The following is a 12,327-nucleotide window of genomic DNA, read 5'->3' as shown; positions in this document are numbered from 1 at the left end:
GCACCAGATCGCGGCCCTCGAAGATGATCTCGCCCGCCGCGATGCGGCCCGGCGGCATCGCGATCAGCTTGAGGATCGACATCGCGGTGACGGTCTTGCCGCAACCGGACTCGCCGACGACGCAGAGCGTCTCGCCCCTGTTGATGGAAATGTCGACGCCGTCGACGGCCTGCAAGATGCCGTCGTCGGTGGAGAAGTGGGTTTTCAGGCCCTTGATCTGGAGCAGCGGCGCCATCAGATCACCCGTCGCGCATCGAGCGCGTCACGCAGGCCGTCGCCGATGAAGTTGATGGCGACCACCGCGATGAAGATCGCGCCGCCCGGGAACAGCGCCCAGTGCGGGCCGATGTCGAGGAAGTCCTTGGCGTCGTACAACAGCCGCCCCCAGGTCGGGGTATCCGGCGGAAAGCCGAGACCCAGGAAGGACAGCGTCGATTCCGCGATGATGGCGGCGGCGACGTCGATGGTGCCGGCGATGATCACCGGGCCGAGCGCGTTGGGCAGGATGTGGCGCACCACCTGCCGCACCGGGCTGGCACCGAGCGCACGGGCGGCCTCGACGAACTCCTTTTCGCGGATCGACAGGAACTGCGCGCGCACGAGGCGGGCGACCGGCATCCAGCGCAGTCCGCCGATCACGAGCACGATCAGGATGAAGATGCCGCCTTCGGGGCCGAACGCGGCTTTCAGCCCGTCGCGGAAGAGATAGATGAGCAGCAGCAGCAGCGGCAATTGCGGCAGCGACAAGAACAGGTCGGTGAGCCACATCAGCCCGTGCCCGAGCGCGCCGCGCGACATGCCGGCAAGCGCTCCGATCAGCGTGCCGACGAACACCGACACCAGCATCGCGGCGAGGCCCACCGCGAGCGAGATGCGCCCGCCATAGATCATGCGCGCGAGGATGTCCTGGCCGAGATCGTCAGTGCCGAAGGGATGGGCGAGCGACGGCCCCTGCATGCCCGCCACGATATCGATTTCGTCGATCTTGACCCGCCAGACGAAGGGGCCAAGCACCACCGCCAGGACCAGGATGAGGAGCAGGAACGCACTGACCACGGCAAGCTTGTGGCGGCTATAGCGCCGCCACGTCTCGCGCCAGGGCGAGTAGACCCGCCGCTCAGCGGAGGGAGATGCGAGGGTCAAGCCAGCCATAAAGGACGTCCGCGATGAGATTGAACAGGACTACAAGGCACGCGAAGACGAAGGTGACGGCCATCACCACCGGCGTGTCGTTGGAAAGGATGGAGGAGATCAGCAGCGAGCCGATGCCGGGGATGCGGAAGATCTGCTCGGTGACGATGGCGCCGCCGAACACCGCCGGCATCTGAAGCGCGATCAGCGTGACGACCGGGATCATCGCATTGCGCATCACGTGCTTGACGATGACCTTGGCCTGGCCGAGGCCCTTGGCGCGCGCCGTGGTGACGTAGTCGAGCCGGATCACGTCCAGCATCGCCGAGCGCACGAAGCGCGTCATCGACGCCGCCTGGAACAGGCCCAGCACCGCCACCGGCATGATCGCCTGCCGGATCATCTCCAGCACCCAGCGGATGCCGGTGGCCTTGATGTCGCTGGAATAGACGAAGGGCAGCCAGTCCAGCGTGACCGAAAAGATCAGGATGAACAGGATGCCGGTGAAGAAGGTCGGCAGCGAGAAGCCGACGAAGGCCAGCACGTTGGCGATCTGGTCAAACAGTGAATACGGCTTGGTCGCCGCGTAGACCCCGACCGGAATCGCGATCAGGAGCGCCAGGATCTGCGCCGAGCCGATCACATAGAGCGTCGCCGGCAGGCGCTGGAGGATGAGCGCATCGACGTCCATCCGGCTGACGAAGGAAAACCCCCAATCGCCATGCGCCATGGCGGAGAGCCAGTGCAGGTAGCGCAGATAGATCGGATCGTCGAGGCCGAACTTCGCCCGAAGCGAGGCAGCGACTTCGGGCGGTACGTTCGGATTGGTCGCCAGTTCCGAAAAGGGATCGCCGGGGGCGAGCGCCAGCACGACGAACAGCACGAGCGAAATGCCGAGCAGGCTCGGAATGGCGATCAGCAGGCGACGCAGGACATATTGACTCATAGGGAAAGACCCCGCCTAGGCCTGCGCGATCATGCCTCCCGGTACCAATCGAACAGGTTGTCGGTCTCGTTCGCCCAACCGCTGACCACGCAAACCAGGTTGTTGGCGGCCGCCTCCACCTTGAGGCGATGCTGCACCGGGATGAACACGGTGTCGCCGATCAGGATATCGTTGGCCTTGATGTAGAGCGCCGCGCGCTTGACCGGGTCCATCTCGCCTTCCGCGGCCAGGATCGTGGCGTCATACTCCGGGTTGACGTAGCGCGGGAAATTCTGGCCCTGCCACTTGTTCTCCTTGGTCGCCACGTTCGCCGACATATAGCGCCGCATGTGCTGGGACGGATCCGGCTGGCTCATCGGGATCTGGAACATCTCCATGTCGGCATAGAACTTCGGGTAGATGTCGGGATTACCGGCGTCGGAGGAGAAGAACACCGAGGCGACGACCGATTTCAGCTCGACGTCGATGCCCGCCTTCTGGCAGGCCTGCTTGACGATGGCCTGGGTCTTCTGGCGCGGACCATTGATCGAGGTCTGGTACAGAAGCTTCAGCTTCTTGCCGTCCTTCTCGCGGATGCCGTCCGCACCCGGCTTCCAGCCGGCGTCATCCAGCATCTTCGACGCCTTCTCGATGCTGAATTCCCAGCTCGTGTTCTTGGAGACGAACTTCTCGGGACCGTTGAGGAAGTTCGCCGTGGTGCGGCCTGCGCGGCCGTAGATCACCTTCTTCACCGCTTCACGATCGACCAGCAGCGCCAGCGCCTTGCGCACCGCGGGATCGGAGAACAGCGGGTGCTTCGTCTTCATCGAGGAGCGCTCGCCATCGACCTCGGTGTTCGGGTCGGTGAAATTCAGCGCAATAAACTCGGTGTCTCCGCCCACGGCGTAGATGGCCTTGCCCTTGCCGCCCTTCTCCAGGCGCAACAGCACGTCGTCTTCCACCTGGATGTTGTAGCCGAAATCGTATTCGCCGGTCTGGATCACCGCGCGCGCCGCCGAGACGGCATCGCCGCCGCCCTTCATTTCGAGCGTGTCGAAATACGGGCGGTTCGGCATGTGATAGTCGGGGTTGAGTTCACCGCGGACGAGATCGCCTGGCTTGAACTCGAGGAATTTGTACGGGCCGGTGCCGACAGGCGAGAGATTGTTCGGCGCCTCACGGGACTTCGCGCCCTTGTAATCCGCGAACAGATGTTTGGGGATCATGGAGTTCGGAGCCCCGACGAAAGCATCGGCCCAGAACGGCGTCGGCTTGTTGAAGAGGATGCGGACGGTGAGGTCATCCACCTTCTCGACGACGATGTCGCGATAGGTCGCAATAGTGACCGCCGAGGTCGCCGGATCCTTGGCGTATTCCCAGTTGAACACGACGTCGTCGGCGGTGAACGGCTTGCCGTCGTGCCATTTGACGCCGGGCTTGAGCTTCCAGGTCACCGACTTGCCGTCGGCGGCGAGGCCGCCGTTCTGGATCGATGGGATTTCGGCGGCCAGAACCAGCTTCATGTTGCCGTCCGGATCCCAGCAGGCCAGCGGCTCGTAGAACAGGCGCGAACCGTCCTGGTCCTTGGTGCCGGTGGCGAAATGCGGATTGAGCAGGGTCGGCCCCTGCCACCACAACAGCTTCAGCGCACCGCCGCCGCCGCGCTTGGTCGGCTTGTAGGTCGAAACGCCTTCCGCCATGGCGACGCCACCAAGCGCGAGGATCTGGTTGGCCAGCGGTGCGGTGAGGCCGACAGCGGCGAGACGCTGGATGAAGGCACGGCGATCCATCCGTCCGTCCTTCACTTGGCCGATCATCGAACGCAGTTCTTTATCCAGCATGGTTGTCCCCCGTCTGGTTCCCGTAAGGATGCAGGCGGCCGCGAGGTGCGGCCGCCGGGTTTGGCTGGCCGTAGATGGCACACCGAATAGGGTGCCCGTCAACTGCGACCGTGTGTATGCAAACGGTGTTCTGGCTGTCCGTTGGGCAAAACCGTGTTCCGCAGCCCAAGGGTTCGGCAATCCGGCGACAAAAGGCGCCGGATTCCGCGTTGCACTGCGGAAAATTTGTTCGCCGGATCAGACGAAAGTATCGAGACGGAATTCTACGCCACGGACATGTCGAGCGGCGGCGCGACATGGTCCGGCAGCGGGCACACATAAGGTGTCTTGGCCGTCCGCTTCGTGAGGTCCGCCTTCGCGGCCTCGATCAGCTCCGGTTCCGTCAGCGCCTTGATACCGATTCCGGCCATCGCCTTGGCCGCCTGCACCATGGCCTTGTGGGCGTGCGCGCTCTTGCCCTGCGCCACCACCTGCCAGGTGTGGAAGGGCGTGCCGATTGCAACCGTGGGTGCGTGAACCTGCACGGTCGGCACCACCCAGCTCACATCGCCGACGTCGGTCGAGCCGACCAGCGGATTGCGCTTGGAGTCGAGCGGCACCAGGAAGTCGGCCAGCGGCCGATCGGTCGGCTCCATGCCGATCGCGTAATAGACCGACGCGATATCCTTGTCGCTCAGCGTCGCGCGGATCTGGGTCGCGAAGCCCTTGTCCGCGTCGTCGAAATGCGGCGGTCCAAGCTCTTCCATGACCCGGTGCAGCGCCTGCTCCAGCGGCGTGTTCGGCAGGATGTTGGAGACCGCGGAGATGATCTTCATCTCCATCTTGGTCTCGGTCATCAGGGCTGCGCCCTGCGCGATCTTGTTCACACGCCCGACCAGTTCGTTCATGCCGGGAAGATCGCGGGCACGGATCGAGTAGCGCACCCGGGCATGGGCCTGCACCACGTTGGGGGCGATGCCGCCGGTATCGAGCAGCGCGTAGTGGACGCGCGCGTCGCTCGGCATGTGCTCGCGCATGTAGTTCACGCCGACATTCATCAACTCCACCGCGTCGAGCGCGGAGCGGCCGAGATGCGGCGAAGCTGCCGCATGCGAGGTGCGGCCGGTGAAGATGAAATCGGCGCGGGTGTTCGCAAGCGACGGCGTCACCGCGACTTCCCAGAAGCTGTGCGGATGCCAGGTGATGGCGATATCGGCGTCTTCGAACGCGCCGGAGCGCACCATGAAGGCCTTTGCCGCGCCGCCTTCTTCAGCCGGGCAGCCATAATAGCGCACGCGGCCCGGCACCTTGTTCGCGGCGAGCCAGTCCTTCACCGCGGTCGCCGCGAGCAGTGCGGCGGAGCCGAGCAGATTGTGACCGCAGCCATGGCCGTGGCCGCCGGCTTCGATCGGACGGGGCTCCGCGACGCCCGCCTCCTGGCTGAGCCCAGGCAGAGCGTCATATTCGCCCATGAAGGCGATGACCKGTCCGCCCTCGCCCCACTCGCCCGTCACCGCCGTCGGGATGCCCGCGACGTTCTCGGTGATGCGGAAACCCTGATGGCGCAGCTCGGCAAGATGCTCGGCGGCGGACCGCGCCTCGGTGTAGCACACCTCGGGCATGCCCCAGACCTTGTCGCTGAGGTCGATGAAACGCGCCTTGATCGTATCGACGCCACGCCAGATGTCGCTGCGGTTGTCCATGCTTCGGTCCGTGATCCCTTGGTCAAAACGAAGCGGCAATGGTTAGCAGCTTCATTGCACCCCGCCTAGCACCTCGCCGGACAGCAGCCATGCGGCCGATGCCGGGTCGAGGCGTCCGCCTGCCGGTTGTGCACGAACCGTTCCTTTCAAAGAATTCACACGGCGTTCTCTGGAATAGTTGGAGAACGAGGCTTTCAAGACGRCCGCCTCCGGCCTAAATTATCCGTGTTTCGTGCATCCTCCGCAGCATCGGCGGAACCATGCTCCCAGCCAGGAGAACTCCATGCCCGCTCTGACCGAATGGAGAGTGCCGCCGGCCAATCAGCCGCGCGCCAGCGACTACGGTTTCGATCTCGACCGCGCGCTCGCGTCCGTCGTCGGCCTGCACGCCATCATCCCGCCGGACGCCTTCAGCGCCGAGACTTTGGGCACCGAGCGCGCCGGCAACGGCGTCGTGATCGACGACGGGCTCGTGCTCACCATCGGCTATCTCATCACCGAAGCGGAGTCGGTGTGGCTGCATCTCGGCGATGGGCGCGTGGTGGAAGGACATGTGCTCGGCTTCGATGCCGTGACCGGCTTCGGCCTGGTGCAGGCGCTCGGCCGGCTCGAGATCGAACCATTGCCACTCGGCTCGTCCGCCGCCACCCGGCTCGGCGACCGCGTCGTGGTCGGCGGCGCCGGCGGACGGACGCGCTCGGTCGCGAGCCAGATCGTGGCCAAGCAGGAATTCGCCGGCTACTGGGAATATCTGCTCGACGAGGCCGTCTTCACCTATCCCGCCCATCCCAATTGGGGCGGCACGGCGCTGCTCAACGAGCGCGGCGAGTTGATCGGCATCGGCTCGCTCCAGCTCGAGCGTGAGCGCGACGGCAAGGCCGAGCACGTCAACATGATCGTGCCGATCGACCTGTTGAACCCGATCCTCGACGATCTTCGCAAGTTCGGCCGCGTCAACAAGCCGGCTCGCCCCTGGCTCGGGCTCTACTCCACCGAGATCGACAACCGCGTGGTGGTGATCGGGATCTCCGCCAACGGTCCCGCCGCCCGCGCCGAGCTCAAGACCGGCGATGTCATCCTCGCGGTGGCCGGCGACAAGGTCACGAGCCAGACGGCATTCTACAAGAAGATGTGGGCGCTCGGCGCCGCCGGCGTCGACGTGCCGCTCACCGTGCATCATGAGGGCGTCACCTTCGACGTGACGGTGACGTCGACCGACCGCTTCAAGCTTTTGAAGGCGCCGAAGCTGCACTGATCCCAAGGCTTAAGGAAGCGGCGATGACCGAGGCCGTGGTGGACGACATCGTGGCCGTGCTGCCGCCGCTGCTCAAGGCGCTGGAAGCGCTCGGCTTCTTCCAGCGAAACCTGCACCCGCCGGCCTTTGGCTCCGTGATGAACGCGATCGGCGCGCCCGACGAGGCGCTGCAAGCTGCACGCGCGGCGATCGGCGAGTGGCCGGAGCAGTTTGCCGGGCTGCGCAGCCAGCTGGACGGAGCCTGCAACGAGACGCTCGCCGCCTTCGCCGGTATCCGCGACGTCGAGCGCGGCAATGGCGATCTGGTTGCGGTCTTCCGCGCACTGCGCCACGTGCCGCGCGCGCTGGAGGCGCTTTATCCGCTTGCCGTGCAGTTTCCGCCCGTGAGCAGCTTCTTTCTCAACGCGGCGAAGCGCGATGATGAGAACCTGCTGGCGCGGCTGGCGGCCGGCGCAAGCGAGCACACCGGCATCTTCCACGATCACAACGAGCCCGGCAGCCGCGGCGGCTTCTCGGTCTACGTGCCCGAATATTACACGCCCGACCGGACCTGGCCGCTGGTGATGGCGCTGCATGGCGGCAGCGGCAACGGCCGCGGCTTCCTGTGGAGCTGGCTGCGCGATGCCCGCAGTCTTGGCGCTATCCTGGTGGCGCCGACCGCGACCGGCCAGACCTGGGCACTGATGGGCGATGACACCGACACGCCCAATTTCATGCGCATCCTCGAGACCATGCGGAGCCGCTGGAGCATCGACGGCTCGCGCATGCTGCTGACCGGCATGAGCGACGGCGGCACCTTCTGTTATGTCAGCGGGCTTGACGGCAGCTCGCCGTTCACGCATCTCGCGCCGGTGTCCGCGACTTTCCATTCGCTGATGGCGGAAATGGCCGACGCAACGCGCATGCAGGGCCTGCCGATCTTCATCACCCACGGCAAGCTCGACTGGATGTTTCCGGTGCAGACCGCGCGGCAATCGCAGGCGGCGCTATCGACCGCCGGCGCCGACGTCACCTATCGCGAGATCGATGATCTCAGCCACACCTATCCGCGCGAGATCAACGCGGAGCTGTTGGCGTGGCTGAACGGATAATGAACGACCTCTCCTTAGATGCGCCGCATGGCCGCGGAACCTTCACTCCGGGCCGACGTTATCGCCCGTCACCGGAGGTTAGCTATGCGGACGTTTTTCGGAATGATTTTGGGCGCGCTACTGCTTGCTGGCGGCGTCTATATCCATGATTCGATGCAGACGTCGTCGGTCGCCAATGGCGAGGTCGCGACCACCAATCGCACCATCGTGAACTGGGATGTCGCGAAGGCCGATTGGGACGCGTTGCGCGACCGCGCGCACAAGGACTGGGTCCGGATCTCGTCGAAGTAGCACGCCGTATCATGAACAAGGCGCCGTCGCGATCCGCGGCGGCGCCTTTGTATTGGCGACGATCAACGTTACGCGCGTCAGTTCATCTTGGCCTTGCGGGCGTCGGCGATGACCTGCTCGAACTCGGCCATGCTCAGCACGCCCGGCACGCGGTACTTGCCGACGATGAACGACGGGGTCCCGCGGAAGCCGAAGGCTTCGGCCTGGTCGTTGTTGCGCTTGAGGACGGCGTCGATGTCCTTGGCGCGATCGGTGAGGTCGCGCTTCAGGCGATCCATGTCGACACCGGCCGCCGCGAGCAGCTCGTTGATGCGCGGCTCGGTCAGCCGCGAGCTGACGCCCATCATGGCGTCATGGGCCTGGTGGTACTTGTCCTGAAATTTCGCGGCGAGCGCGATCCGCGCCGCCGTGACCGACACCGGCCCGAGGATCGGCCAGTCCTTCATGACCAGCCGCACCTTGCCGTCGTCCTGGACGACCTGGCGCAGCTCGGGCTCGAGCTTGCGGCAATAGGGACAATTGTAGTCCGACCATTCGATGATGCTGATATTGCCGTCGGGATTGCCGGCGACAGGAACGTCCGGATCGCGCAGCACCTTGGCTTCAGTCAGCACCTCATCATCGTCGGCGGCCGCGCGCGCCAGGCTGATACTGCCCACTGCGAGGGCGCCCGCCCCGATCAGCGTCAACGCCGTACGGCGCGTCGGCGCGAGGCCCTTCCTCCTGAATCCAGTCATATCTTGTCCCGTTTCGGTCCCATCGCCGCAAATACGGATCGGGACCGCGAATTGTTACGGATCATATAGAGTGTCGCGGCCACAATGTCATCGCACCAGCAGCGTGATCGCCAGCGGGACCAGGAACGAGGTCACCAGAGCGTTCAGGCTCATGGCGATGCCGGAGAAGACGCCGGCGATCTCGTCGACCTGGAAGGCGCGTGCGGTGCCGATGCCATGCGCGGCAAGACCCGCGGCAAAGCCGCGGGCACGGAAATCGGTGATACCGGTGCGGTTCATCAGCGGCGTCACGATGATCGCACCCATGATGCCGGTAAGAATGACCGCGACCGCCGTCAGCGAGGGATCGGCATGCAGGGATTCGCTGATACCCATGGCGACACCCGCCGTGACCGATTTCGGCGCCAGCGACAGCACCACCTCGCGCGGCAGGCCGGCGAATTCCGCCAGCAGCACCACCGACACCACCGCCGCGACCGAGCCCGCGGCCAGCGCCACCAGCATCGGCACGATGGAGGCGACCACGCGCGTGCGGTTCTCGTAGAGCGGCACGGCGAGCGCGACGGTGGCGGGACCCAGCAGGAAGTGCACGAACTGCGCGCCGGCGAAATAGGTGGTGTAGGAGGTGCCGGTCGCGAGCAGGAACGCACCGATGATCCACATCGCATGCAGCACGGGATTGGCGAGCGGATGGCGCCGCGTCGCCAGCGACACCGCATCCGTGGTCGCATAGACCAATAGCGTCACGGTCAGCCAGAGCAGCGGCGATTGCGAAAGATAGACCCAGAGCGAGAACGGATTGTCCTTCATCGCACGTCCTGTTGCCGCAGCAGGCGGCTGACGAGGCGAAAGGTCAAGACGGTCGCGAGCAGCGTGATCGCGACCGAGAGCGCGAGCACCAGCATGATGGCGATGCCGTGGGATTCGAGCAGGTCGAGCTTCTGCACGACGCCGACGCCGGCCGGCACGAACAGCAGCGAGAGATGCGCGAGCAGGCCCTTGCTTGCGGTCTCCACCCCGCCATCGCGCAGCGGCCCGCGCACCAGGATCGCGAAGCGGTCGCGGGCGAGCAGCAGGATCAGGAGCAGCAGCAGGCCGAGCACAGGCCCCGGCAGCGGCAGGCCGAGGCCGCGCACGACGGCTTCGCCGATCAATTGACAGAGCAGGATGAGACCGAGACTCGCAAGCATGACGGTCGCATCAAGGGATGCGTCGGCAGGCTTGTCAATCGCCGCGCTGGGTGTGGGCCGCGCGTGGCATCTGCGGAGCCGCGGCGCGAGGCAACATCGCCATCAGCGTGCCGGTCATGGTGGCGATCGGCGTGGTCTTGCCATCGTGCTCGGCAAAGGCCCTGGCCTCGCAGAAGGTCAGCGTGCGGCCGGGCTTGACGACTTCGGCCTTGAACACGAAACGCTCGCCGCGGGCGGGTGCGAGCAGCGTGGTCTTGAACTCGACGGTGAGGATGTCGGCTTCACGCGGCATCAGCGTGAAGGCCGCCACGCCGCAGGCATTGTCGAGCCCTGCGGTGATGATGCCGGCATGGACAAAGCCGTTCTGCTGCGTGAAGGCCGGCGAATGCAGCATTGCCAGCTCGACCTCTCCCGGCGCAAGGCGGACGATCACGATGCCGAGCGTGTGCATCGCCGGCTGGCCGTCGAACATGGCGATGGCCGCTGCGCGATAGCCCGGGTTTTTCGGCTCGAACGCGGCCATGGCTCAGGCCTCGGCCGGTTCGGCGAGCTGCTTCATGGCAGCCTCGCGGATCGCGTCCGCGAACGGCGCCGATTTGCGCAAGCCGCGGTCCATATGCACGCCGGTGATCTCGCAGAACGCGGCAATCTCGCCGGTCTCGGCATTGATCATATCGTGCCGGAAGCGGATCGACTTTTCGCGCAGCTCCAGAAGTTGGCTGCGGATTTCGACGATGTCCCCGGCGAGCAGCTCGCGCCTGTAGGTGATGTTCTGCTGCACCGCAGCCATGCCGCGGCCGGATGAGCGCAGATAGCTCGGCGTCAGCCCGAGCCGGGCGAACAGATTCCAGTTGGCCTCGTCGAACTTGCCGACATACCACATGATGTTCATGTGACCGACGTGATCGCACTGCCACGGATAGACCGTGCCGCGATAGGTCGCCTCCTGCGCCATCGCAATTTCTCCCTGCCCGTTTTCGCCCTTTGATTGTTGATACGGTAGCGTATCAGCCTCCTTCCGCGTTAGCAATACGGCACCGTATCAAGAACCGGTGAGGCTTCCTTCATGAGCGACGGCAAGGGCGATGTCTGGGTCGAGGCGGGGTTTACCGAGCTCGCCCGCTCGGGGGTCGAGGGGGTGCGGGTCGAGGTGCTCGCCAAGAATTTGGGCGTCACCAAAGGCGGCTTCTACCGCCGTTTCGCCGACCGCGCCGCGCTGCTCGACGCCATGCTGGAACGCTGGCGCGAGGGGCGCACGGCGGCCATCGCGCAGCAGACCAGCCTCGACGGACAAGCCCCGCGCGAGCGGCTGAGGGCGGTGATCCAGCTCTATTCCGAGCGGCTAAATCCCGAGGGCATGGCGATCGAGCTTGCGATCCGGCAGTGGGCCCGCGCGGACGAGAGCGCGGCGGCGGCGGTCGCGAGCGTCGATGCGGCACGCCTCAAGCATGTCGCCGAACTCTATCGCGCCACCGGGCTGGCGGCGGAGGAGGCGGACGCGCAGGCGTTCCTGTTCTACTGCTTCATCTTCGGCCAGAGCCTCTTGTTCGTCGAACGCGGGGCGCGCAAGCGGTCGCAGCTCGTGGCGAAATCGGCCGAGAAGCTATTGGATTAAAGCAGGAGGCCGGAGCCTGGCTCCGGCCTCCGCATCGTCTCGAAGCCTCAGGCGGCGCCCTTCAGCTTCTTGTTGCATTCGCTGTAATAGCCGCCGCCCTTCTCGATCCACTTCATGCCGCCATTGCCGTTGGTGGCCTTGTTGGCGTTGTACTGGTCGACGCAAGTGTGCAGGCGCGCCTTGCCGGCGGTCTCCTTGGCATATTTCGGGTCCACCGCATTCGGGTAGATCGCGGGTCCGGCCGGCAGGGTCGGGGCTGGCGCGGCAGCGGGGGCCACCTCCTTCTTGGCCTGCTTCTCGGCGGGAGCGGCCGGCGCAGCCGCGGCTGGCGCAGCGGCGGGCATTGCGTCCGCACCGCACTGGGCCTTGCGGAAATCATTCCACTTCATGGTGCCGAGCGAGCCATCCTTCTTGGCCGCCTGATATTTTGCGCTGCACTCCTGCGAGGTCAGCGCCTGTGCCGGCGCGCTCGCCACCAACGCGGCAAATCCCGACACCGCAACCGCACACAACAATTTTGATTGAATGGTCATCCTGAGGTCTCCTCCTTGGTCTTCCCCGACGGAAGC

General features: G+C 65.4%; 15 protein-coding genes. 4 read left to right on the top strand and 11 right to left on the bottom strand.

From position 1 onward, the window contains the following. The 5 genes from ACXJL8_RS06005 to ACXJL8_RS05985 all read right to left on the bottom strand — a co-directional run. The coding region (locus tag ACXJL8_RS06005; RefSeq protein ID WP_456684748.1) for an ATP-binding cassette domain-containing protein at positions 1–235 on the bottom strand (235 nt) is incomplete at its 3' end. Further along, a complete protein-coding gene (locus ACXJL8_RS06000; protein WP_456617284.1) occupies positions 235–1,152 on the bottom strand; it encodes an ABC transporter permease in 918 nt (305 codons plus the stop codon). The genes ACXJL8_RS06000 and ACXJL8_RS06005, both read right to left, overlap by 1 nt. Next, positions 1,118–2,077: an ABC transporter permease gene (locus ACXJL8_RS05995; RefSeq protein WP_456617283.1), complete on the bottom strand. Its 960-nt coding sequence runs from the start codon at positions 2,075–2,077 to the stop codon at positions 1,118–1,120. The genes ACXJL8_RS06000 and ACXJL8_RS05995 overlap by 35 nt, the downstream gene beginning before the upstream one ends. A 29-nt stretch (positions 2,078–2,106) precedes the next feature. After that, positions 2,107–3,897 (bottom strand): peptide ABC transporter substrate-binding protein, encoded by a 1,791-nt coding sequence (locus ACXJL8_RS05990; protein WP_456617282.1) that lies wholly within the window; start codon positions 3,895–3,897, stop codon positions 2,107–2,109. Between the two features lie 263 nt (positions 3,898–4,160). Further along, a complete protein-coding gene (locus ACXJL8_RS05985) occupies positions 4,161–5,579 on the bottom strand; it encodes a M20 family metallopeptidase (RefSeq protein WP_456684747.1) in 1,419 nt (472 codons plus the stop codon). A 283-nt stretch (positions 5,580–5,862) separates the two neighbouring features. Between ACXJL8_RS05985 and ACXJL8_RS05980 the strand changes: the two genes are divergently transcribed. The 3 genes from ACXJL8_RS05980 to ACXJL8_RS05970 all read left to right on the top strand — a co-directional run bounded on the left by ACXJL8_RS05980 (position 5,863) and on the right by ACXJL8_RS05970 (position 8,216). Beyond that, positions 5,863–6,834, top strand: coding sequence for a S1C family serine protease (locus tag ACXJL8_RS05980; protein WP_456617280.1), 972 nt, complete (start codon positions 5,863–5,865; stop codon positions 6,832–6,834). Between the two features lie 23 nt (positions 6,835–6,857). Beyond that, positions 6,858–7,925, top strand: a complete 1,068-nt coding sequence (locus ACXJL8_RS05975) for a carboxylesterase family protein (protein WP_456684746.1) — start codon at positions 6,858–6,860, stop codon at positions 7,923–7,925. 84 nt (positions 7,926–8,009) lie between these two features. After that, a complete protein-coding gene (locus ACXJL8_RS05970) occupies positions 8,010–8,216 on the top strand; it encodes a hypothetical protein (protein ID WP_456617278.1) in 207 nt (68 codons plus the stop codon). Positions 8,217–8,293: 77 nt separating this feature from the next. Here ACXJL8_RS05970 and ACXJL8_RS05965 read toward each other — a convergent pair whose 3' ends face one another. The 5 genes from ACXJL8_RS05965 to ACXJL8_RS05945 form a co-directional block, all read right to left on the bottom strand. Next, complete coding sequence (locus ACXJL8_RS05965) at positions 8,294–8,953, bottom strand: DsbA family protein (protein ID WP_456617277.1); 660 nt, start codon at positions 8,951–8,953, stop codon at positions 8,294–8,296. 87 nt (positions 8,954–9,040) lie between these two features. Then, positions 9,041–9,763: an LrgB family protein gene (locus ACXJL8_RS05960; RefSeq protein ID WP_456617276.1), complete on the bottom strand. Its 723-nt coding sequence runs from the start codon at positions 9,761–9,763 to the stop codon at positions 9,041–9,043. Further along, positions 9,760–10,143: a CidA/LrgA family protein gene (locus ACXJL8_RS05955; protein WP_456617275.1), complete on the bottom strand. Its 384-nt coding sequence runs from the start codon at positions 10,141–10,143 to the stop codon at positions 9,760–9,762. Before ACXJL8_RS05955 ends, ACXJL8_RS05960 begins: the two co-directional genes overlap by 4 nt. 34 nt (positions 10,144–10,177) lie before the next feature. Further along, a complete protein-coding gene (locus ACXJL8_RS05950) occupies positions 10,178–10,666 on the bottom strand; it encodes a PaaI family thioesterase (RefSeq protein ID WP_456617274.1) in 489 nt (162 codons plus the stop codon). Positions 10,667–10,669: 3 nt separating this feature from the next. Further along, complete coding sequence (locus ACXJL8_RS05945) at positions 10,670–11,098, bottom strand: acyl-CoA thioesterase (protein WP_456617273.1); 429 nt, start codon at positions 11,096–11,098, stop codon at positions 10,670–10,672. A gap of 111 nt (positions 11,099–11,209) precedes the next feature. Here ACXJL8_RS05945 and ACXJL8_RS05940 point away from each other — a divergent pair, with 111 nt between their 5' ends. Continuing rightward, positions 11,210–11,758 (top strand): TetR/AcrR family transcriptional regulator, encoded by a 549-nt coding sequence (locus tag ACXJL8_RS05940; protein WP_456617272.1) that lies wholly within the window; start codon positions 11,210–11,212, stop codon positions 11,756–11,758. Positions 11,759–11,805: 47 nt separating this feature from the next. On the opposite strand, the gene ACXJL8_RS05935 is transcribed toward ACXJL8_RS05940, so the two are convergent. Beyond that, the gene (locus ACXJL8_RS05935; RefSeq protein ID WP_456617271.1) at positions 11,806–12,291 is read right to left on the bottom strand and encodes a hypothetical protein; all 486 of its coding nucleotides are present in this window, start codon (positions 12,289–12,291) and stop codon (positions 11,806–11,808) included. Positions 12,292–12,327 lie beyond the last annotated feature (36 nt).

The sequence above is a fragment of the Bradyrhizobium sp. P5_C11_2 genome, from assembly GCF_054049755.1.
Note: the sequence above shows the minus strand (reverse complement) of the source record. Positions and strands in the feature narration are given on the sequence as shown.